Annotated in this window: 23 protein-coding genes; 19 read left to right on the top strand and 4 right to left on the bottom strand. The window is 69.2% G+C overall.

The window, feature by feature from the left end; all coding sequences use genetic code 11:
* The first annotated feature begins 103 nt into the window (after window positions 1-103).
* Window positions 104-1,696 (top strand): ABC transporter substrate-binding protein, encoded by a 1,593-nt coding sequence (locus tag ACZ32T_RS26300; RefSeq protein ID WP_467265050.1) that lies wholly within the window; start codon window positions 104-106, stop codon window positions 1,694-1,696.
* 77 nt (window positions 1,697-1,773) lie between these two features.
* On the opposite strand, the gene ACZ32T_RS26295 is transcribed toward ACZ32T_RS26300, so the two are convergent.
* Entirely contained in the window at window positions 1,774-2,445 is a 672-nt protein-coding gene (locus tag ACZ32T_RS26295) for a response regulator (RefSeq protein ID WP_467264513.1), read from the bottom strand.
* A gap of 9 nt (window positions 2,446-2,454) precedes the next feature.
* Window positions 2,455-3,300 carry a RecB family exonuclease gene (locus ACZ32T_RS26290; protein ID WP_467369372.1) on the bottom strand — a complete coding sequence of 282 codons (846 nt, stop codon included), beginning with the start codon at window positions 3,298-3,300 and terminating at the stop codon, window positions 2,455-2,457.
* A gap of 170 nt (window positions 3,301-3,470) precedes the next feature.
* Between ACZ32T_RS26290 and ACZ32T_RS26285 the strand changes: the two genes are divergently transcribed.
* The 3 genes from ACZ32T_RS26285 to ACZ32T_RS26275 all read left to right on the top strand — a co-directional run bounded on the left by ACZ32T_RS26285 (window position 3,471) and on the right by ACZ32T_RS26275 (window position 6,470).
* Window positions 3,471-4,721: a site-2 protease family protein gene (locus ACZ32T_RS26285; protein ID WP_401630617.1), complete on the top strand. Its 1,251-nt coding sequence runs from the start codon at window positions 3,471-3,473 to the stop codon at window positions 4,719-4,721.
* A 42-nt stretch (window positions 4,722-4,763) separates the two neighbouring features.
* Window positions 4,764-5,675 carry a tRNA (adenine-N1)-methyltransferase gene (locus ACZ32T_RS26280; RefSeq protein ID WP_351283080.1) on the top strand — a complete coding sequence of 304 codons (912 nt, stop codon included), beginning with the start codon at window positions 4,764-4,766 and terminating at the stop codon, window positions 5,673-5,675.
* A 198-nt stretch (window positions 5,676-5,873) separates the two neighbouring features.
* Window positions 5,874-6,470, top strand: coding sequence for a hypothetical protein (locus tag ACZ32T_RS26275; protein WP_467369327.1), 597 nt, complete (start codon window positions 5,874-5,876; stop codon window positions 6,468-6,470).
* A 4-nt stretch (window positions 6,471-6,474) separates the two neighbouring features.
* Here the strand turns inward: ACZ32T_RS26275 and ACZ32T_RS26270 are convergent, their stop codons facing one another.
* Entirely contained in the window at window positions 6,475-6,786 is a 312-nt protein-coding gene (locus ACZ32T_RS26270) for a ferredoxin (protein WP_467264516.1), read from the bottom strand.
* Window positions 6,787-7,027: 241 nt separating this feature from the next.
* On the opposite strand from ACZ32T_RS26270, the gene arc reads away from it, so the two are divergent.
* The 6 genes from arc to prcA all read left to right on the top strand — a co-directional run bounded on the left by arc (window position 7,028) and on the right by prcA (window position 12,889).
* Entirely contained in the window at window positions 7,028-8,794 is a 1,767-nt protein-coding gene (gene arc / locus ACZ32T_RS26265; RefSeq protein WP_365931306.1) for a proteasome ATPase, read from the top strand.
* Between the two features lie 227 nt (window positions 8,795-9,021).
* Window positions 9,022-10,533, top strand: coding sequence for a depupylase/deamidase Dop (gene dop / locus ACZ32T_RS26260; RefSeq protein WP_467369325.1), 1,512 nt, complete (start codon window positions 9,022-9,024; stop codon window positions 10,531-10,533).
* A 120-nt stretch (window positions 10,534-10,653) separates the two neighbouring features.
* Window positions 10,654-10,872 carry a ubiquitin-like protein Pup gene (locus ACZ32T_RS26255; RefSeq protein ID WP_356716943.1) on the top strand — a complete coding sequence of 73 codons (219 nt, stop codon included), beginning with the start codon at window positions 10,654-10,656 and terminating at the stop codon, window positions 10,870-10,872.
* Window positions 10,826-11,176 carry an endonuclease domain-containing protein gene (locus ACZ32T_RS26250; RefSeq protein WP_467264522.1) on the top strand — a complete coding sequence of 117 codons (351 nt, stop codon included), beginning with the start codon at window positions 10,826-10,828 and terminating at the stop codon, window positions 11,174-11,176. The genes ACZ32T_RS26255 and ACZ32T_RS26250 overlap by 47 nt, the downstream gene beginning before the upstream one ends.
* Window positions 11,128-11,973 (top strand): proteasome subunit beta, encoded by an 846-nt coding sequence (gene prcB / locus ACZ32T_RS26245; RefSeq protein ID WP_401630150.1) that lies wholly within the window; start codon window positions 11,128-11,130, stop codon window positions 11,971-11,973. The genes ACZ32T_RS26250 and prcB overlap by 49 nt, the downstream gene beginning before the upstream one ends.
* Window positions 11,974-12,028: 55 nt before the next feature.
* Window positions 12,029-12,889 (top strand): proteasome subunit alpha, encoded by an 861-nt coding sequence (gene prcA / locus ACZ32T_RS26240; RefSeq protein ID WP_467369324.1) that lies wholly within the window; start codon window positions 12,029-12,031, stop codon window positions 12,887-12,889.
* A 62-nt stretch (window positions 12,890-12,951) separates the two neighbouring features.
* Here prcA and ACZ32T_RS26235 read toward each other — a convergent pair whose 3' ends face one another.
* Window positions 12,952-13,980 (bottom strand): LacI family DNA-binding transcriptional regulator, encoded by a 1,029-nt coding sequence (locus ACZ32T_RS26235; protein ID WP_467369322.1) that lies wholly within the window; start codon window positions 13,978-13,980, stop codon window positions 12,952-12,954.
* A 131-nt stretch (window positions 13,981-14,111) separates the two neighbouring features.
* Between ACZ32T_RS26235 and ACZ32T_RS26230 the strand changes: the two genes are divergently transcribed.
* The 9 genes from ACZ32T_RS26230 (at window position 14,112) to tatA (ending at window position 21,303) form a co-directional block, all read left to right on the top strand.
* A complete protein-coding gene (locus ACZ32T_RS26230; RefSeq protein WP_467264525.1) occupies window positions 14,112-15,371 on the top strand; it encodes an MFS transporter in 1,260 nt (419 codons plus the stop codon).
* Window positions 15,372-15,380: 9 nt separating this feature from the next.
* Window positions 15,381-16,742, top strand: a complete 1,362-nt coding sequence (gene pafA, locus ACZ32T_RS26225; protein WP_145806531.1) for a Pup--protein ligase — start codon at window positions 15,381-15,383, stop codon at window positions 16,740-16,742.
* 123 nt (window positions 16,743-16,865) lie between these two features.
* Window positions 16,866-17,801: an FKBP-type peptidyl-prolyl cis-trans isomerase gene (locus ACZ32T_RS26220; protein WP_467369320.1), complete on the top strand. Its 936-nt coding sequence runs from the start codon at window positions 16,866-16,868 to the stop codon at window positions 17,799-17,801.
* A 43-nt stretch (window positions 17,802-17,844) separates the two neighbouring features.
* A complete protein-coding gene (locus ACZ32T_RS26215) occupies window positions 17,845-18,219 on the top strand; it encodes an FKBP-type peptidyl-prolyl cis-trans isomerase (RefSeq protein WP_014157205.1) in 375 nt (124 codons plus the stop codon).
* Window positions 18,220-18,334: 115 nt separating this feature from the next.
* Window positions 18,335-19,288 (top strand): helix-turn-helix transcriptional regulator, encoded by a 954-nt coding sequence (locus ACZ32T_RS26210; RefSeq protein WP_356716957.1) that lies wholly within the window; start codon window positions 18,335-18,337, stop codon window positions 19,286-19,288.
* A gap of 15 nt (window positions 19,289-19,303) precedes the next feature.
* Window positions 19,304-20,260: a helix-turn-helix transcriptional regulator gene (locus ACZ32T_RS26205; RefSeq protein WP_356716958.1), complete on the top strand. Its 957-nt coding sequence runs from the start codon at window positions 19,304-19,306 to the stop codon at window positions 20,258-20,260.
* A 37-nt stretch (window positions 20,261-20,297) separates the two neighbouring features.
* Window positions 20,298-20,573 (top strand): hypothetical protein, encoded by a 276-nt coding sequence (locus tag ACZ32T_RS26200; RefSeq protein ID WP_467264530.1) that lies wholly within the window; start codon window positions 20,298-20,300, stop codon window positions 20,571-20,573.
* Window positions 20,574-20,595: 22 nt separating this feature from the next.
* Window positions 20,596-20,793, top strand: a complete 198-nt coding sequence (locus ACZ32T_RS26195; RefSeq protein ID WP_145806520.1) for a hypothetical protein — start codon at window positions 20,596-20,598, stop codon at window positions 20,791-20,793.
* A gap of 216 nt (window positions 20,794-21,009) precedes the next feature.
* Window positions 21,010-21,303 carry a Sec-independent protein translocase subunit TatA gene (tatA, locus tag ACZ32T_RS26190; RefSeq protein ID WP_356716962.1) on the top strand — a complete coding sequence of 98 codons (294 nt, stop codon included), beginning with the start codon at window positions 21,010-21,012 and terminating at the stop codon, window positions 21,301-21,303.
* Window positions 21,304-21,311 lie beyond the last annotated feature (8 nt).

Genomic DNA, 21,311 nt, shown 5'->3' with positions numbered 1-21,311 from the left:
TGATCACCGAGTGAATACGCACCCGATTCGCACCGGTCAAGTCCCCCTGCGGCGCCTACTAATCTCGGTTTTCTCACATGCCGGAATGAGGGAGAACGTCCAGATGAACCGCAAGACGCTGGTGCTGCCGGCCGTAGTGGGCCTGCTCGCACCCGTGCTCGCCGCCTGCGGCGGGTCGGACGACGGGGGCGATGCCATCGTTGTCGGGACAACGGACCAGTTCATCGCCTCGAAGGACAACCCGGCCCCCCTCGACCCCGCCATCGGCTACGAGGCGGGCGTCTGGAACGTGCTGCGCCAGACCGTGCAGACGCTGACCCACATACCCCGGGGCGGCGGCGAGCCGGTGCCCGAGGCGGCGAAGAGCTGCACCTTCACGGACACGGCCAACGAGAGCTACCGCTGCACGCTGCGCGACGGACTGACCTTCGCGGACGGCACCCCCGTCACCCCGGAGGACGTGAAGTACTCCCTCCAGCGCGTGATCGACATCAAGTACGAGAGCGGCCCGGTCGGCCTGCTCGACAACATCGACGCGATCGAGACCAAGGGTGAGAAGGAGATCGTCTTCCACCTGAAGACATCGGACGCCACCTTCCCCTACAAGCTCGCCACGCCGACCACCGGCATCGTGCAGAAGGACAAGTACCCGGCGAAGTCCGCCCGTGAGGGCTTCCAGGTCGACGGCTCCGGCCCGTACACGATGAAGCCCGAGGTCGAAGGCGACAAGGTCGTCAAGGTGGTCTTCACCAGGAACCCGAAGTACAAGGGTGACCTGAAGATCAGGAACGAGAAGGTCGAGCTGGACCTCTTCCCCGACGCGGCGGCGATGGGCAAGGCGCTCGACGACAAGAAGATCGACATGATGACGCGCACCATGTCGCCCGAGCAGGCCCAGAAGATGCTGGAGGAGCCGAAGGAGGGCGTGAAGCTCACCGAAATGCCCGGCCTCGCCATCCGCTACCTCGCGTTCGACACCGAGGACCCCGCAGTGGCGAACAAGGCCGTACGCCAGGCGATGGCCCAGGTCATCGACCGCGGGGCCATCGCGAGCAAGGTGTACGGCAGCACCGCCGAGCCGCTCTACTCGCTGATCCCTTCCGGCATCACCAGCCACACCAATTCGTTCTACACCAAATACGGTGAGCCCGATGTGAAGGCGGCCGCCGAACTCCTGGACAAGGCCGGCATCAGCACACCGGTGAAGTTCACGCTGAACTACACGACGGACTACTACGGGCCCGCCACCAAGGCGGAGTTCGAGACGCTGGCGAAGCAGCTCAACGACACGCAGCTCTTCGAGGTCGACGTCAAGGGCACGCCCTGGGACAAGTACCGCCCCGCCCAGAAGAAGGGCGAGTACGCGGTCTACGGCATGGGCTGGTTCCCCGACTTCCCGGACCCGGACACCTACATCGCGCCGTTCCTCGACGAGAACAACTTCCTCAACTCGCCGTACAAGTCCACCGAGGCGCGGAAGGAACTGATCCCTCAGTCCCGCCACGAGGCCGACCGCAGCGCCGCGAGCCCGGCCTTCGAGAAGCTCCAGGACATCGTTGCCAACGACGTCCCGGTGCTCCCGGTCTGGCAGGGCAAGCAGTACGTCGCCTCGCTCGACGAGCTGACCGGTGTGGAGTGGGCCGTCAACTCCTCCGCCGACCTCCAGCTCTGGGAGCTGGGCCGCGGCGAGTCCTGACGCGGCATCCGCTCACACGGACGGGCGCGGCCCGGAGTCATCGACTCCGGGCCGCGCCCGTCCGCGTCGGCGTCCCGTCACTGGGCGCCGGGACGCACCAGACCGCTCTCGTAGGCGTACACGGCGGCCTGCACACGGTCGCGCAGGCCCAGCTTCGTCAGCACATGACCCACATGCGTCTTGACCGTCGTCTCACTCACGAACAGGTCCGCCGCGATCTCCGCGTTGGACAGCCCGCGCGCCACCAGCTTCAGCACCTCGACCTCGCGATCGGTCAGGGTGTGCAGGGCGTCCGGGACGGGGTCGTCGCCCGACGGCAGATGGTCGGCGTACTTGTCGAGCAGCCGGCGCGTGATGCTGGGCGCCAGCATCGCCTCGCCCGCGGCCACCACCCTGATGGCCTGCACCAGTTCGTTGGCCGGGGCGTCCTTCAGCAGGAAGCCGCTGGCGCCCGCGCGCAGCGCCTCCACCACGTACTCGTCGAGATCGAACGTGGTCAGCACCAGGACCTTCGCCGGGCCGTCCCGCCCGGGGCCCGTGATCTGACGGGTCGCCTCGACCCCGTCCATCCGCGGCATCCGGATGTCCATGAGCACGACATCGGGCTGCAGCGCCCGCACCTGGTCGATGGCCTGCAGGCCGTCCCCGGCCTCACCGACCACCGCCAGATCGCCCTCCGCCTCCAGGATCATCCGGAAACCGGTGCGCAGCAGTGGTTGATCATCGACGAGCAGGACGCGGATAGCCACGTAATCTCCTTAAGGGCCTTCGAGGGCCACGGGGCGGCCGGTCCCGGACCGGACCGGCTCCATTCTGCCCTGCACAGCCTCCACCGCCTCGGGCGGGCGCACGGACAGCGGATAGACCGGGGGAGTCCCACCGAATTCCGGGCAGACCGCCCGGTGGTCGCACCAGCCGCACAGCTTCGTCGGCCTCGGCCGCCACTCACCCGTCTCGGTGGCCAGCCGGATCGCCTCCCACAGCGCCAGCAGCTTGCGCTCCACCCGCTCGAGGTCCGCCGGAACCGGGTCGTACGTCAGCACGTCACCGCTGCCGAGATAGACGAGCTGGAGCCGGCGCGGGACCACCTTCTTCAGACGCCACACCACCAGGGCGTAGAACTTCATCTGGAACAGCGCCCCCTCCGCGTACTCCGGCCGCGGAGCCTTGCCCGTCTTGTAGTCCACGATGCGGACGTCACCCGTCGGGGTCACGTCCACGCGGTCGATCACGCCGCGCAGCTTCAGCCCGGAATCCAGCTCCGTCTCGACGAACAGCTCGCGCTCGGCCGGCTCCAGCCGGGTCGGGTCCTCCAGTGAGAACCACCGCTCCACGAGCCGCTCCGCCTCGCCCAGCCACCCCGCGAGCCGCTCTCCCCCGGGATCTTCCTCGAAGAGTTCCGTCAGCTCCGGCTTCGACTCGAGCAGCCGGTCCCACTGGCCCGGGACCAGCGCCTTCGCCCTCGGCGCCGTGCGGTCCGCCGCCGGGGCGTCGAACAGGCGCTCAAGCACCGCATGCACCAGCGTGCCCCGGGTAGCAGCCTCACTGGGCTTCTCCGGGAGCTTGTCGATGACCCGGAAGCGGTACAGCAGGGGACACTGCATGAAATCGTTCGCGCGCGACGGCGACAGGGACGAGGGTGGCTGAGGCGGGCGCGGTACGGACGTCATGTCGCAGACCCTACGGCCCGCCACTGACACCCAGCGGCATACCATCGACGACAGAGCTCGCACACAGCATGATCGTGGCAGAAGCCACCGACCGAAGGGACCCCGTGGACGAGAGCGGCGACAGCGGGCGCCCGCAGCCCGGCGCAGGGGACAAGGACCCCGGCACCGGACCGGACAAGGGCAAACCGCGACGCCCGGCAGACCCGGGAGGCGGCCTCCTCATGGGGCGCCCCTTCGGCGTGCCCGTGTACGTCGCACCCAGCTGGTTCGTCGTCGCGGCTCTGATCACCTGGGTCTTCGGAGGACAGCTCGACCGCGTCCTGCCGGAACTCGGCGGTGCCCGCTACCTCGTCGCACTCTTCTTCGCGATCGCCTTCTACGCGTCCGTGCTCGTCCACGAGCTCGCCCACACCGTCGCCGCCCTGCGCTACAAGCTGCCGGTGCGCCGCATCCAGCTCCAGTTCTTCGGCGGCGTCTCCGAGATCGAGAAGGAGACCGAGACCCCCGGCCGCGAGTTCGTCCTCGCCTTCGTGGGCCCCCTGCTCTCCCTCGTCCTCGGCGGTGTCTTCTACATCCCGCTCCAGTTCGTCGAAGCGGGCACCGTCCCCGGCGTGCTCCTCGCCGGGCTGATGGTCTCCAACCTCATCGTCGCCGCCTTCAACCTGCTGCCCGGCCTGCCCCTGGACGGCGGACGCATGCTCCGCGCCGTCGTCTGGAAGATCACGGGCAAGCCGATGAGCGGCACCATCGCCGCCGCGTGGGTCGGCCGGGGCCTGGCCATCACCGTCTTCGTCGGCCTCCCCCTGCTCACCCACACCGGCGCCCTCGGCAACGCCACCGGTGAGATCAGCGGGTTCGAGACCGTCACCGACGCCCTCCTCGCGGCGATCCTCGCGGCGATCATCTGGACCGGCGCCGGGAACAGCCTGCGGACGGCCCGGCTCCGTGAACACCTCCCCGAACTCCGTGCCCGTACCCTCACCCGGCGTGCCGTGCCCGTGGAGTCCGCCACCCCGCTCTCCGAGGCACTCCGCCGCGCCAACGAGGCGGGCGCCCGCGCCCTGGTCGTCGTCGACGGGCAGGGCAGCCCCAAGGGCGTCGTCCGGGAGGCGGCCATCGCCGGCGTCCCCGAACACCGCCGGCCCTGGGTGGCCGTGAGCGGCCTCGCCCAGGACCTCACCGACGGTATGAAGGTCCCGGCCGAACTCGCGGGCGAGGCCCTGCTGGACCGGCTGAAGGCCACCCCCGCCACCGAGTACCTGGTGGTCGAGGAGACCGGCGAGATCTACGGCGTCCTCTCCACCGCCGACGTCGAGCGCGCCTTCATCAAGGCGATGGCCCGTCCCTCGGCCTGACACCCCGGAAAGCGGCCCCCGAAATACCGGTAGGCTGGTCACATGTCCGAACCGACCGGTGCCGCCCGCCGTCGCGGCCCATTCAAAGTCGGGGACCAGGTCCAGCTCACCGACCCCAAGGGACGCCACTACACCTTCACGCTCGAGGCCGGAAAGAACTTCCACACCCACAAGGGTTCTTTCCCGCACGACGAGCTGATCGGTGCTCCCGAGGGCAGTGTTGTCCGAACCACGGGAAACGTCGCCTATCTCGCGCTGCGCCCCCTGCTCCCCGACTACGTCCTGTCCATGCCCCGCGGTGCCGCCGTGGTCTACCCGAAGGACGCGGGCCAGATCCTCGCCTTCGGTGACATCTTCCCCGGCGCGCGCGTCGTCGAAGCCGGCGTCGGCTCCGGTGCGCTGAGCACCTTCCTGCTGCGCGCCATCGGCGAGCAGGGCATGCTGCACTCCTACGAGCGCCGCGAGGACTTCGCCGAGATCGCCCAGCAGAACGTCGAGCGCTACTTCGGCTCGCCGCACCCCGCCTGGCAGCTCACCGTCGGCGACCTCCAGGACAACCTCTCGGACACCGACGTCGACCGTGTCGTCCTCGACATGCTCGCCCCCTGGGAGTGCCTCGAGGCCGTCTCCAAGGCCCTGGTACCCGGCGGCATCCTCTGCGCGTACGTCGCGACCACGACCCAGCTCTCGCGGACCGTCGAGTCCATCCGTGAGATCGGCTGCTTCGCGGAACCGCAGCCCTGGGAGTCGATGATCCGCAACTGGCACGTCGAAGGACTGGCAGTCCGCCCGGACCACCGGATGATCGGCCACACCGGCTTCCTCGTCACCGCCCGCCGTCTCGCGGACGGCGTCGAGCCGCCGGTGCGCCGCCGCCGCCCGTCCAAGGGCGCCTACGGCGAGGACTACAAGGGCCCCGGCAGCCGCAGCGGCTCCGCCGACACCAGCGACTGACCTCGTTCCACGCGCGGGCGCCGCCGCCGAGTTCCCGGACCGACCCGGGAGCCCGGCGGCGGCGCCTTTTCCGTCGGCCGCGCCGACCCCGCCGTTCCCCCCGGGTGTGAGGTGTGGCACGATGCTGGCCACCCCCGCCCGCCGACATCCGTTCGGCACCGCCTATCCAGGCACCAGGAACCACAGGAGACATACCGCGTGCAGACCTCCGCGCTCCCGGACCTCGCGCACACCTACGCCAAGCCGGTGCACTGGCTCGCCACGGCCACCGCGATGGCCGCCGTCGTCGCCGCCGCGGGCCTGCTCCAGCCGGAGGCGGCCACCGCGACGGCGTCCGCGTCCGAGCACCGCGTCACCACGCGGCACGGGAGCGCGCCCGCCACGAAGGCGCCCGACCCGGCCCAGGTCACCTTCCCGCTCGAGTGCGGCTCCGCCGGACACACCGTGGCCGAAAGCGCCCCCGGAGACCTCGACGGGGACGGCGGCCCCGAGACCGTGGCCGTCGTACGCTGCGCCGCGGGGTCGGGCACCCCGCCCAGCGGCATCTACGTCGTGACACAGCCGAGCGGGGCCGCACCCCGGGTCGTGGCGACCCTGGTGGACCCCGCTCAGAAACTCAACGTCACCGACTTCACCGTCCGTGACGGCCGGGTGTCGGCGACCCTGCTCGGCTACTCCTCGGCCGACGTGCCCCGCTGCTGCCCCGACGAACTGGAGAGCGCCTCCTGGCAGTGGAAGGGCAACGCGTTCATCAAGTCCGCCGGCCCCACGGGCCCCACCGCGCGAGGCGTCTGAACCTCTACTCCGCGTCGGGCCCGAAGACCTCTACGTTGTCCGAAACGCGACGTACGTGAATACAGTCACCCGGGCATTCCTTGGCCGAGTCCACGACGTCCTGGAGGAGGGGCAGCGGCACCGGAGTGGTCGCGCCCTTGTCCTGGAGGAGCTCGTCCTCGCCGCTCTTGACGTACGCGAGACCGTCGATGTCCAGCTCGAACACCTCAGGTGCGTACTGCACGCAGATGCCGTCGCCCGTACAGAGATCCTGATCGATCCAGACCTCGAGGTCCTGCGTGTCGCTGTCGCCCGGAGCGTCCTGCTGCACGGTCATGTGTCCTGCCGTTCCCTGCGTATCTGCACCAATTGAAGCCAGCCCTGACGGGTGTTGAACGCTTCGACGATACAACCGGCTGCTTTCCGGTGCCGAAGGGTGGGTATTCCCTTGGCGTGAGGGAGAGCGCAAGGGTGAAGATCGGACAGACTCCCGGGTCTTTGTGATCTAGGGGTTTCAATCATCACCCACCCAGGTAGGGTCAGGAAGCGTCCAGCTCCCCTTGGAGGAGGTGAGGACCGTGGCAGCCCACGACGACGACATCAACCGCGGCAACCGGCCCGGGCGAGGGTCAGAGGACCCAGCCGGCCAGGTCGCCTATCTCGAGCAGGAAATCGCCGTCCTGCGACGTAAGCTCGCCGACTCTCCGCGTCATACGAGGATTCTCGAAGAGCGGATCGTCGAGTTGCAGACCAACCTGGCAGGCGTGTCCGCGCAGAACGAGCGGCTCGCCAACACACTCCGGGAGGCCCGCGACCAGATCGTGGCCCTCAAGGAGGAGGTCGACCGGCTCGCGCAGCCGCCGGCCGGCTTCGGTGTCTTCCTGCAGGCCAACGAGGACGACACCTGCGACATCTTCACCGGGGGCCGCAAGCTCCGGGTGAACGTCAGTCCCAGCGTCGAGCTCGAGGGCCTCCGGCGAGGCCAGGAAGTCATGCTCAACGAGGCGCTCAACGTGGTCGAGGCCATGGAATTCGAGCGGGCCGGGGACATCGTCACCCTCAAGGAGATCCTCGAGGACGGCGAGCGCGCCCTGGTCATCGGGCACACCGACGAGGAACGGGTGGTGAGGCTCGCCGAGCCTCTGCTGGACATCACCATCCGCCCCGGCGACGCCCTCCTGCTCGAACCCAGGTCCGGCTACGTCTACGAGGTGGTACCCAAGAGCGAGGTCGAGGAGCTCGTTCTCGAAGAGGTCCCGGACATCGACTACAACAAGATCGGCGGTCTGGGAGACCAGATCGAACTGATCCGTGACGCGGTCGAGCTCCCGTACCTCCACCCGGACCTCTTCAAGGAGCACGAGCTCCGCCCGCCGAAGGGGATCCTGCTCTACGGCCCTCCTGGCTGCGGCAAGACACTCATCGCCAAGGCCGTCGCCAACTCGCTGGCCAAGAAGGTCGCGGAGGTCACGGGACAGCCCGCGGGGAAGAGCTACTTCCTCAATATCAAGGGCCCCGAGCTCCTCAACAAGTACGTCGGTGAGACCGAGCGGCACATCCGCCTCGTCTTCCAGCGTGCCCGGGAGAAGGCGAGCGAGGGCACCCCCGTCATCGTCTTCTTCGACGAGATGGAATCCCTCTTCCGCACCCGTGGTTCCGGTGTCAGCTCGGACGTGGAGAACACCATCGTCCCCCAGCTGCTCGCCGAGATCGACGGTGTGGAGGGCCTGGAGAACGTCATCGTCATCGGTGCCTCCAACCGTGAGGACATGATCGACCCCGCGATCCTGCGGCCCGGCCGGCTCGACGTGAAGATCAAGATCGAGCGTCCGGACGCGGAGGCGGCGAAGGACATCTTCGCGAAGTACCTCACCCCCTCGCTGCCGCTGCACTCGGACGACCTGGCCGAGCACACCGGCTCGCGGGAGGCTGCCGCCCACGCGATGATCCAGTCCGTCGTGGAGCGGATGTACACGGAATCCGAGGAGAACCGCTTCCTCGAGGTCACCTACGCGAACGGCGACAAGGAAGTCCTGTACTTCAAGGACTTCAACTCCGGAGCGATGATTCAGAACATCGTGGACCGGGCAAAGAAAATGGCCATCAAGGCATTCCTCGAGCAGGGCCAGAAGGGCCTGCGCGTCTCCCATCTCCTCCAGGCATGCGTGGACGAGTTCAAGGAGAACGAGGACCTGCCCAACACGACCAACCCGGACGACTGGGCCAGGATTTCCGGAAAGAAGGGCGAGCGGATCGTGTTCATCCGCACACTCGTCACCGGAAAGCAGGGCGCAGACACCGGTCGCTCCATCGACACGGTGGCAAATACCGGACAGTACCTGTAAAACGCAGACCGGCTGCGGATGCCCGGCAGGGCATCCGCAGCCGGTCGTTTTCCCGGCAGCTCCGGCCACACCCGAACAAAGACGCAATTGATCTCCCCACCGGCGCAGAGGCGCTCTAGGCTCTGCCGTACCGCCGAGTCGCGCAGTGCGGGGACGGGCACCGCGGACCAGCAGCGGTACTTGAGCGCCGCTCCCGGACGGGAGCGACGCCGGGCAAGGAGGGCCGCATGACCGTACGGCGAGTGATGGGCATCGAGACGGAGTACGGGATCTCCGTCCCCGGTCAACCCAACGCCAATGCCATGCTCACCTCGTCCCAGATCGTCAACGCCTACGCGGCGGCGATGCACCGGGCGCGCCGCGCCCGCTGGGACTTCGAGGAGGAGAACCCGCTGCGTGACGCGCGAGGCTTCGACCTCGCCCGTGAGACCGCGGACTCCAGCCAGCTCACCGACGAGGACATCGGCCTGGCCAATGTCATCCTCACCAACGGTGCGCGGCTGTACGTCGACCACGCGCACCCCGAGTACAGCTCACCCGAGATCACCAATCCGCTGGACGCGGTGCTCTGGGACAAGGCCGGCGAGCGGGTGATGGCGGAGGCGGCCGAACGGGCGGCCGCGATCCCGGGCGCCCAGCCGATCCATCTGTACAAGAACAACACCGACAACAAGGGCGCGTCCTACGGCACGCACGAGAACTTCCTGATGAAGAGGGAGACCCCCTTCTCGGACATCGTGCGCCATCTGACCCCGTTCTTCGTCTCCCGCCAGGTCGTCACCGGTGCGGGCCGGGTCGGCATCGGCCAGGACGGCCATGAGCACGGATTCCAGATCAGCCAGCGCGCCGACTACTTCGAGGTCGAGGTCGGCCTGGAGACGACGCTCAAACGCCCCATCATCAACACCCGCGACGAACCGCACTCCGACGCCGAGAAGTACCGCAGGCTCCACGTGATCATCGGCGACGCGAACCTCTCCGAGATCTCGACCTATCTGAAGCTCGGCACCACCTCGCTGGTGCTGGCCATGATCGAGGACGGCTTCATCAATGTCGACCTGGCGGTGGACCAGCCGGTCCGCACGCTGCACCAGGTCTCGCACGACCCGACACTGAAGCAGCTGGTCACGCTCCGTAGTGGCCGGACGCTCACCGCGGTGCAGCTCCAGATGGAGTACTTCGAGCTGGGCCGCAAGTACGTCGAGGAACGGTACGGCGCGGACGCGGACGAGCAGACCAAGGATGTCCTGGCCCGCTGGGAGGACACCCTGAACCGCCTGGAGAACGACCCGATGAGCCTCTCGGGCGAGCTGGACTGGATCGCCAAACGCGAGCTCATGGAGGGCTACCGGCGTCGTGACAGCCTGGACTGGGACGCCCCGCGCCTGCACCTGGTGGACCTCCAGTACGCCGACGTACGGGCCGACAAAGGCCTGTACAACCGCCTGGCGGCCCGGGGGAAGATCAAGCGGCTCCTCGACGAGAACGACGTCGAGAGGGCGCGTACGAAGCCGCCCGAGGACACCAGGGCCTATTTCCGGGGCCGCTGTCTGGAGCAGTACGCGGACGACGTCGCCGCGGCCTCCTGGGACTCGGTCATCTTCGACCTGCCCGACCGTGACTCGCTGCAACGGGTGCCCACCATGGAACCGCTGCGGGGTACACGCGCCCACGTCGAGGAGCTCCTGGACCGCTGCCGCACGGCGGACGAGCTGGTCCGGACGCTTACGGGGGGCTGAAAGGCGTCCCGGCTGGGAATCAATCAGATGACCTCCGGACGTTGAGGAAAGTACCGGGCCAATGTCGGACCCCGTAGGTAGGGTCTGATCAAGTGCTTCGAACCGAGCGGGGTGAGCTACATGGCGACCAAGGACACCGGCGGCGGACAGCAGAAGGCGACACGTTCCACCGAGGAGACCGAGGAGCAGGCGCAGGACGCGCAGGCGTCCGAGGACCTTGCGGAGCGGCAGGAGAAGCTCAGCGAGGACGTGGACGACGTCCTCGACGAGATCGACGACGTACTCGAGTCCAATGCCGAGGACTTCGTTCGATCGTTCGTCCAAAAGGGCGGTCAGTAACAGCCGGATATCCGGCCGGACCGCTCGACGGCGGGCTCGCGCCGCCGGCAGGCGATTTCCGTGGGATGCCCTCGCCCGCACCGGGCGTCACCGGGGCGTCCCACGGAAGTGCTTCCGCACCCGGGATCATGTTGATCACCGTCACAGGACGGGTAGGGTCCGTGGCGTACTGCTTCAACTGCAATTCGGCCATCGGCAAGTTGGGGATGATCCTGACTCCTTGCGCAGGGCCATCGCATACCTGGAGGGAAACGCGTGGAAGCCAACACTCGTAGCACCGGGCGTCTACCAGCTGCCTTCCTGACGCCGGGTTCGTCCTCGTTCATGGACTTCCTGTCCGACCACTCACCCGAGATCCTTCCCGGCAACCGCAGCCTGCCGCCGCTGCAAGGCGCGATCGAGGCGCCGCACGGCACGACCATCGTCGCGGCCTCGTTCCCCGGCGGAGTGGTCCTGGCCGGTGACCGGCGGGCGACCATGGGGAACATGATCGCGCAGCGCGACATCGAGAAGGTGTTCCCGGCCGACGAGTACTCGGCGGTGGGGATCGCCGGCACCGCGGGTCTCGCCGTGGAGATGGTGAAGCTGTTCCAGCTGGAGCTGGAGCACTTCGAGAAGGTCGAGGGCGCCACGCTCTCCCTGGAGGGCAAGGCCAACCGGCTCTCCACGATGATCCGCAGCAATCTCGCGATGGCCATGCAGGGCCTGGCGGTCGTTCCGTTGTTCGCCGGGTACGACGTCGACCGCGAGAAGGGCCGGATCTTCTCGTACGACGTCACCGGCGGCCGTTCCGAGGAGCGCGGGTACGCGGCCACCGGCTCCGGCTCCGTCTTCGCCCGCGGGTCGATGAAGAAGCTGTTCCGCGACGACCTGACGGAGGAGCAGACACTCACCCTGGTCGTGCAGGCGCTGTACGACGCGGCCGACGACGACTCGGCGACCGGTGGCCCGGACGTGGCCCGCCGGATCTATCCGATCGTCACCGTCATCACCGACGAGGGCTTCCGCAGGCTGGACGACACGGAATCCTCGGAGATCGCGCGCGCGATCCTGGAGCGCCGTCTCGAACAGCCCGACGGCCCGCGCGCCGCGCTGCTCTGACCGGCCCGATGCTTCTCCGATGCACTCGTCACTGACAGAAAGGGACGGATAGCCGGTGTCGACGCCGTTCTATGTCTCACCTCAGCAGGCCATGGCCGACCGGGCGGAATACGCCCGGAAGGGCATCGCCCGTGGTCGCAGCCTGGTTGTGCTCCAGTACGCCGACGGCATTGTGTTCGTCGGCGAGAACCCGTCCCGCGCGCTGCACAAGTTCAGCGAGATCTACGACCGGATCGGCTTCGCAGCCGCCGGCAAGTACAACGAGTACGAGAACCTCCGCATCGGCGGGGTGCGCTACGCCGATTTGCGGGGATACACCTACGACCGCGACGACGTGACGGCCCGGGGGCTGGCCAACGTCTACGCGCAGACGCTCGGCACCATCTTCTCCAGCGCCGCCGAGAAGCCGTACGAGGTGGAGCTGGTGGTCGCCGAGGTCGGCGCCGGGCCCGAGGGCGACCAGATCTACCGGCTGCCGCACGACGGCTCGATCGTGGACGAGCACGGCTCCGTCGCGGTCGGCGGGAACGCCGAGCAGATCAGCAGCTTCCTGGACCAGCGTCACCGCGACGGGATGTCGCTCGCCGAGGCGCTGAAGCTGGCCGTGCAGGCGCTGTCCCGCGAGGCCAACGGCAACGAGCGGGAGATTCCCGCCGAGCGGCTCGAGGTCGCGGTCCTGGACCGCACGAGGCCGCAGCAGCGCAAGTTCAAGCGGATCGTCGGCCGGCAGCTGACCAGGCTGCTGGACGCGGACGGCGCGGGGGCGACCCCGACGGACGCCCCGTCCGACACGGAGGAGCCCGAGGGCGGCTCCACCCCGTCCGCCGGGACGGACGTTCCCGAGAAGGGCACCGACGCTCCCGAGAAGGGTGCCGACGGCTCCGTGAAGGGCACGGGCGAGGCCCCGAAGGAGTAACCGGTCACGGCAGATCTCCCGACGGAGCCCCCGGCCGCCGTACGCGGCGGCCGGGGGCTCCGTCACGCGGTGGCAGGAGGCGCGGTGGAGCCCCGTACCACCAGATGGACGGGGAGGTCGTGGTGGACCGCGGGGCGGCCCTCCAGGACGGCCAGCAGAGCCGTCATGCCGCGCTCACCCACCTGCTCGGCCGGGAGGCGCACGGTGGTGAGCTCCGGCTCCACCGCAGTGGCGAGCGCCAGGTCGTCGAAACCGGTCACCGAGATGTCGTCGGGGACCCGCAGACCTCGCCGGCGCACCGCCTTGCAGGCGCCGGCGGCCAGGATGTCGTCGTCACAGACGATCGCCGTCGGCAGCGGGCCGGGGGCGGCCAGGACCGTCTCGGTGGCCTCGCGCCCGGACCGTACGTCCAGTGGGGCGGTGACGGTGCGCAGCACGGCGCCGGGGACGTCACGCACGGCCTCCCGCAGTGCCCGGGCACGCACCGCGAAGGTCCAGGTGTCCACGGCGGAGGCGAGGTGTGTGATCCGACGGTGACCTAGGCCGGTCAGATGGTCCGTCACCTGGCGCATGCCGTCCGCGATGTCGAGGTTGACGCGCGCCGCGGCGCCGCGGTCGGCGGGGTCGCTGTCCAGCATCACCAGCGGCAGGTCCGCGCCCCGCAGCGCTCCCAGCGCGTCCGCCGCCATCGACGAGGCGATCACCCCGTCGAGGGCCGCGCGGGCCGAGGCGAAGGGGTCCCTGGCGGGGCCGGTGCCGTCGGGGGACGGGTAGAGGACCACGCCGAAGTCGTGCTCGGCGGCGACGGCGGCGGCCCCCGTGTACACCCGGGCGAAGAACTCGTTGGTGAGCGCCGGGACGACGAGCAGGGCGGTGCGGGTGTGGCCCAGCCGGAGGCTGCGGGCCGCGAGATTCGGCCGGTAGCCGAGCTGCCTGGCGCTGTCACGGACCCGTTCGGCTGTCGCGGTGGACACCCGGCCCCGCCATTTGTCGCCGAGTACGAGCGAGACCGTCGCCTGCGAGACGCCCGCCGCCCGTGCCACGTCACGGCTGGTGGGCCGTGGTGGGGAGGGCTGCTGGGTGCTGCTCACTCGTGCCTCCGTGCTGGACCGGTCGGATCGTGGCGGGATGGACTCCCGGGTGCCCACATGGTACGTATGAGCGTCGACGTTATACGTAAAACCCCACGGTGTGCGGCACCGGTGGGGGAGAGGGGCGGGACATGGCCGCGGGGTACATGGACATCCTCCGGGCGCGGCACGCCGCCCGGCTGCTGACGGGAACACTGGTGGGCCGGCTGCCGAACGGCACCGCCCACATCGCGATCGTCCTCTTCACCCGTGCGGAGGGCGGCAGCTACACCCTGGCCGGCGCTCTGGCGGCGGCGTACGGACTCGCCACCGCGGTGGGGCAGCCCCTGCTGGGCCGGGCCGTGGACCTCTTCGGCCAGCCGCGTGTCCAGCTCCCCGCGGCGGTCGTCTCCGCGCTCGGCATGGCCGTGCTCGCCCTGGTCGGCCTCGGCCCGCTCCCGGCCGCCTACGCGGCGGTCGTCGTGGCCGGCGTGTTCACGCCCCCGCTGGAGGGCGGCCTGCGGGCCCTGTGGCCGACGGTCCTGGGCCGGGAGGACCGGGTGCACCGCGCGTACGCCATGGACGCGGTGGCCCAGGAAATCATGTTCACCGTGGGGCCGCTCCTCGTGACGGTCCTGGTGTCGCTCTGGTCGCCGGCCGCCGCGCTCCTGGTCATCAACGCCATCGGCGTACTGGGCGCGCTGTCCGTCGTCCTGTCCGAGCCCTCCAGGACGTGGCGCTCGGCGCCCCGCGAGGCGCACTGGCTCGGTGCTCTGCGCTCGCCGGGACTGCTCGCGCTGCTCGGCGCCTTCTTCTTCGTCGGGCTCGCGCTCGGCTCCATCACGGTGGCCGGTGTCGCCTACGCCGACGACCACGGACGGGAGTCCGTGTACGGCTGGCTGATGGCCGCGCTCGGCCTCGGCGCGCTGATCGGCGGAGCTGTCTACGGGGCCCGGCAGTGGGCCGGGGCGCCCGAGCGCAGGCTGCGCGTGATCGTCGCGCTGCTGGCGCTCGGCTATCTGCCGCTGACGCTGACGCCCGGTGTGCCCGCCATGACCGCGCTGGCGGCGCTCGCCGGAGTGTTCCTCGCCCCGGCGATCGCCTGCTCGTTCATCGTCGTGGACCGGCACGCGCCACAGGGCACGGTGACCGAGGCGTTCTCCTGGCTCGTGACGACCTTCGGCGTGGGCGCGGCGGCCGGAACGGCGGTGGCCGGCCCGGCCGTCGAGCTCGGCGGGACGGCGTGGAGTTTCGCCGTCGCGGGGGCCGGTGGAGTGGCGGCGCTGCTGGTGCTCCTGGCCACGGGCAGGGTCCTCGCAGCTCCCGGGCGTACGCCCTCGGTCGTGGCCGGTTCGGAAAATGATCGAAACGGTGCTGCCGAACCCGGTTTCAGCTCAGGCCATAAGGCGTAATGTTCAGTCATGGACCGCCGCATTTTCGGGCTGGAGAACGAGTACGGCGTCACGTGCACGTTCAGGGGACAGCGCCGACTGTCACCTGACGAAGTGGCGCGCTACCTCTTCCGCCGTGTTGTGTCATGGGGCCGCAGCAGCAATGTCTTCCTGCGGAACGGCGCCCGCCTGTACCTCGACGTGGGATCGCATCCGGAATACGCGACACCCGAATGCGACAACGTGACCGAACTGGTCACGCACGACAAGGCGGGCGAGCGCATTCTCGAAGGCCTGCTCGTCGACGCCGAACGCCGCCTGCACGAGGAGGGAATCGCGGGCGACGTCTATCTCTTCAAGAACAACACCGACTCGGCCGGAAACTCCTACGGGTGTCACGAGAACTACCTCGTGGCCCGGCACGGGGAATTCTCCCGGCTCGCGGACATCCTCATTCCGTTCCTCGTCACCCGTCAGCTGATCTGCGGTGCCGGCAAGGTGCTGCAGACCCCGCGCGGAGCCGTCTACTGCGTGAGCCAGCGGGCCGAGCACATCTGGGAGGGCGTCAGCTCCGCGACGACGCGCTCCCGTCCCATCATCAACACCCGGGACGAGCCGCACGCCGACGCTGAGCGGTACCGCCGCCTCCACGTCATCGTCGGTGACTCCAACATGTCCGAGACGACCATGCTGCTCAAGGTCGGCGCCACCGATCTCGTGCTGCGCATGATCGAGGCGGGCACCGTGATGCGTGACCTGACCCTGGAGAACCCGATCCGGGCCATCCGTGAGGTCAGCCACGACATCACGGGACAGCGCAAGGTGCGCCTGGCCAGCGGCCGGGAGGCATCCGCCATCGAGGTCCAGCGCGAGTACTACGAGAAGGCCGTCGACTTCGTCGAACGCCGTGGCATCCGCACCGGCACCGTCGACCAGGTCCTCGAGCTGTGGGGCCGCACGCTGGACGCCATCGAGGCCGAGGACCTCGACCGGATCGGCACCGAGATCGACTGGGTCATGAAGTACAAGCTCATCGAGCGGTACCGGGCCAAGCACAACATGACCATGTCGAATCCGCGGGTCGCCCAGATAGACCTCGCCTACCACGACATCCACCGGCGCCGCGGGCTCTACTACCTCCTGGAGCGCAAGGGCCAGGCCGCCCGCATCTGCAACGACCTGAAGATCTTCGAGGGCAAGTCGGTGCCCCCGCAGACGACCAGGGCACGGCTGCGCGGCGACTTCATCCGGCGGGCCCAGGAGCAGCGGCGGGACTTCACCGTCGACTGGGTCCACCTCAAGCTCAACGACCAGGCGCAGCGCACCGTGCTGTGCAAGGACCCCTTCCGTTCCGTCGACGACCGGGTGGAGAAGCTGATCGCGGGCATGTGACCCCGACCGGGGAGTCCTGCCCCGTATGCGACCGGGCCCCGTACGTTCCTCGTACGGGGCCCTTCCGTCCGCCTAGAGTGTCGGGGACCGATAACCACGTGCCGTCTGAGATCTGAGGAACCAGTGCGCCGACTTGCCGGCCTTCTCGTCGTCCCCCTACTGCTGCTCTCCACGGCGGCATGCGGCGACGACAAGGCTTCCGACTCCGCCTCGACCGAGAAGGGCGTTCCCGCGATCACCGCGGGCGCGAAGTTCGGCGAGAAGCCCACCCTGGCGAAGGGCGAGGGGAATCCTCCCAAGGACCTGAAGACCGACGTCATCAGTGAGGGTGACGGTGCGAAGCTCAAGAACGGCGACGCGATCCAGGTCAACTACCTCGGACAGGCGTGGGACTCCACCAAGCCGTTCGACAACAGCTTCGACCGCAAGCAGCCCTTCGACCTGACGCTCGGCGCGGGCATGGTCATCCAGGGCTGGGACAAGGGGCTCGTCGGCCAGAAGGTCGGAAGCCGCGTCGAGCTGGTCATCCCGCCGAGCCTCGGCTACGGCGAGCAGGGCCAGGGCGACATCAAGCCCAACGCCACCCTCGTCTTCGTCGTCGACATCGTGAAGGCGACGCAGATCCCGAAGTCCGCCGAGGGCACGGCGGTGGCCCAGGACAACATCGACCTGCCCAAGGTCGGGACCAAGACCGACGGCAAGGCGCCGACCGTCACGATCCCCAAGAGCGACCCGCCGAAGAAGCTGGTCTCCAAGTACGTGCTGGAGTCCGAGGGCGACGTCATCAAGGAGAGCGACAGCGTCGTCGTGAACTACGTGGGTCTGATCTGGAAGGGCAGCAAGGCCTTCGACAGCACCTACCAGACCGGGAAGACCCAGACCTTCCCGCTCGCCCAGGTCACCCTCAAGGGTCTCAAGAACGGTCTGGTCGGCAAGAAGGTCGGCAGCCGTGTGCTGCTCGTCATTCCGCCGGACCAGGGCTTCGGCGACGAGGCGCAGCAGTCCATCCCCGGGAAGTCCACTCTCGTCTTCGCCGTGGACATCCTGACAAAGATGTAAGACTGTCCCGGTTGCCCAGTTCAGAGTCAAGAGGAGCAGTTCAGTGAGCATCGACAAGCCCGAGATCGACTTCCCGGGTGGCGAACCGCCGGCCGACCTGGAGATCAAGGAAATCTGGGAGGGCGACGGACCGGTGGCCCAGGCGGGCCAGACCGTCTCCGTGCACTACGTCGGTGTGGCCTTCTCCACCGGCGAGGAGTTCGACGCCTCCTGGAACCGCGGCACCCCGCTGCAGTTCCAGCTCGGTGCCGGCCAGGTCATCGCCGGCTGGGACAAGGGTGTCCAGGGCATGAAGGTCGGCGGCCGCCGTCAGCTGACCATCCCCGCGCACCTCGCCTACGGTGACCGTGGCGCGGGCGGCGGCGCGATCGCCCCCGGCGAGACGCTGATCTTCGTCTGCGACCTCGTCGGCGTCTGATCCGTCCGTCTACAGCAGTCAGGGCCCGTGCCGCAAGGCACGGGCCCTCGCTTTGGCCCGGACACCCCGGGGCGGTACGGTCGACGGTCGGAGAGCACGTCGAGAAAGGGCGTCGATGGCGATTGCCAAGGCCGAACGGCTGATGAACCTGGCACTGTGTCTGCTGGGTACCCGGCGTCCGCTCAGCAAGCGTGAGCTCCGCGGGTCCATCGAGGCCTACCTGGAGGCGGGCTCCGACGAGTCCTTCAACCGGATGTTCGAGCGCGACAAGGACGATCTGCGTGAACTCGGCCTGATCATCGAGACCGTGGAGAATCTGGACGGCGACACCGGATACCTCGCGCGCCGCGACAGCAACCGTCTGCCCCCCATCACCCTGGACGCCGAGGAGGCCGCGGCCCTCGGCCTCGCCGCCAAGGTCTGGCAGCAGGCCCGGCTCGCCGGCGCCGCCAGCGGCGCCCTGCAGAAGCTGCGGGCCGCCGGCATGCCGGAGGCCGAGGACGCCTACGAGGTGCACAGCGCCCTCGAACCCCGTATCCCGGTCCACGAGGCCGCGTTCGAGCCGCTGATGCTCGCCTGCCGGGACCGCCGCCCGGTCACCTTCGACTACCGCAAGGGCAACGCCGCCCGCCCGGAGCAGCGCCAGGTCGAGCCGTGGACGCTCGAGTGCTGGCGCGGCCACTGGTATCTGGCCGGCTGGGACCGCGAGCGGGGTGCCGAGCGGGTCTTCCGGCTCTCCCGGATCTCCGGCCGGGTCCGCTCCCGCGCGGGGGCCTTCACGGCCTCCGTGCCCGACGCCGTCACCGTACGGGAGACGGTGGAGAGCTGGGCGGGGGAGACCGCGACCAGGACTGCCCGCATCAGGCTGCGTACAGGCTCCGGCTACCCGCTGCGCTCCCGCGCCATATCCGTACGGGAACTGGGCGACGGCTGGGACGAGTTGGAGATCCCGTACGGGCACGGGCTGGACGCCTGGCTCGTGGAGTTCGGGCCCGACGTGATCGTGAGCGAACCCGCCGATCTGCGGGCCGACGTGATGGACCGGCTGCGTGCCGTGGCCAAGGACTGAGGGGGACCCGTACTCGTGGCCACGAACGCGATCGACCAGACCCGGCGGATGCTCTCCCTCGTCACATACCTGCGCGAGCGTCCCGGCGCCCACGTCCAGGACGTGGCCCGGGCCTTCGGGATCACCGAGGACGAGCTGATCTCCGACCTCGATGTGCTGCCCATGTGCGGGACCAGCTTCCGCGGTGGTGACCTGCTGGACATCGACACCGACGGCGACCGGATCTGGTGGCACAACCCGGACGACGTCGCGGAGCCGCTGCGTCTGGCCGCCGACGAGGCGACGGCCCTGCTCGTCGCCGCCCGTGCCGTCGCCACGCTCCCCGGTCTGCGGGAGAGCGACCGGCAGGCGCTGGTGCGGGCGACCGCCAAGCTGGAGACGGCGGCCGGCGAGGTGGGGGCCGCCAGCTCGCGGCTCTCGGTCACCTTCGAGTCCGAGGGCGGTGTCTTCGCCGACGTCGACCGGGCGATCTCCGAGCGGCGCCGCCTCTGGCTGCGCTACTACTCACCCGCGCGCGACGAGCTGACCGAGCGCGAGGTGGACCCGATCCGGCTGTTCGCCGTCGGCCACACCTATATGGAGGGCTGGTGCCGCCTCTCCGAGGCGCGGCGTACGTTCCGGCTCGACCGGGTCGCCGAGATCAGGCTCCTCGACGCCCCGTCCGCCCCGCCCGAGCTGGAGCTGCGCGATCTCTCCGAGGGGCTGGTACAGCCCGCCGCCGAGGATCCGGAGGTGGTGATCGAGGTCGGCCCCGGCGGCCGGTGGGTCGCCGAGTACTACCCCCACGACAGCGCGGAGGAACTGCCCGACGGCGGTCTGCGGATCACGCTCCGTACGCCCGACCCGGCCTCCCTGCGCAGGCTCGCCCTGCGGCTGGGCGGTGAGGGACGCATCACATCGCCCCCGGAGCTGGCCGAGAGTGCCAGGCTGGCGGCGCGTGAGGCACTGGCCGCCTACGACGGCGCGCTCTGAGCGGCGGCCGGCGGTGCCCCGAGGAGACGAAAGCCATATGACTGCGATATCGAGCACACAGACCGGACCGATTCCGGTCACGGTGCCCGACACCGTGCGTTTCCGGGCGGCCTGCCCTGACTGCCGCGAGCGGTTCGAGCTCGGTGCGGGGTCACTGAGGCTGGCCATAGGCGCCAGCCGCCGTACGACCTTCTACTCCTTCACGTGCCCTGCCTGCGGGTCCGCGGTCCGCAAGCCGGCCGGGGAGCGCATCATCGAACTCCTCAGCGGCGGCGGGGTACGGACACTGCGCCTGCACACCGCCCTGCGGTAACGAGAAACACCGAGGATCGCCCATGTTCTGGCCCATGCTCGCCATCGCTCTGGGATTCGCCGGCCTCGCCGTGCTCGGCGTCCTGGCCGTCAAGGTCTTCGTCGAGGCGCAGCGGCTCGCCGGACAGGTCGCCGAGACGACGCGGCGGATCAACCGAGCGGCCGAGGATCTCGAACGAGCGGCCACCACCCTCGCCGACACGGGAGAGGCGCTGCGATAGCAGTGCGCGGCCTCCTGATTCACCGGTTCGGGGGGTACGCTGCTGGAGCGGCCCAGGCAGGGAGGTGTGGGCCGCAAGCGGGAGTACGCACAGGCATTGCCTCGCGTTTACCCCTGCGGGTTACGATCGCTGCCAGCGCGAAGGTCGGACAACTGTCCGGTCGAGAACGGGTAGCGAGCCCACCCTCCAGACGCCTCAGTGAGAAGGAAGTCGCACATGATCGGCAATCTGAAGCCCCTCGAGATCGTTCTGATCATCGCTGTCGTCCTGCTGCTCTTCGGTGCCAAGAAGCTTCCCGACATGGCGCGTTCGCTCGGCAAGTCGGCCCGCATCCTCAAGAGCGAGGCCAAGGCCATGAAGAAGGACGACGCGGAGCCCGCGGCGCCCACCACGGAGAACGTCGCGGACACCACCCCGCCCGCGGCCACCGCGCGCACGATCCAGGCCGCTCCGGGAGATGTCACCAGCTCCCGCCCGGTCAGCGAGGCCAAGCCCACCACCCAGAGCTGACAGCTGAT

The organism is Streptomyces sp. NPDC023573 (assembly GCF_055559735.1).
Note: the sequence above shows the minus strand (reverse complement) of the source record. Positions and strands in the feature narration are given on the sequence as shown.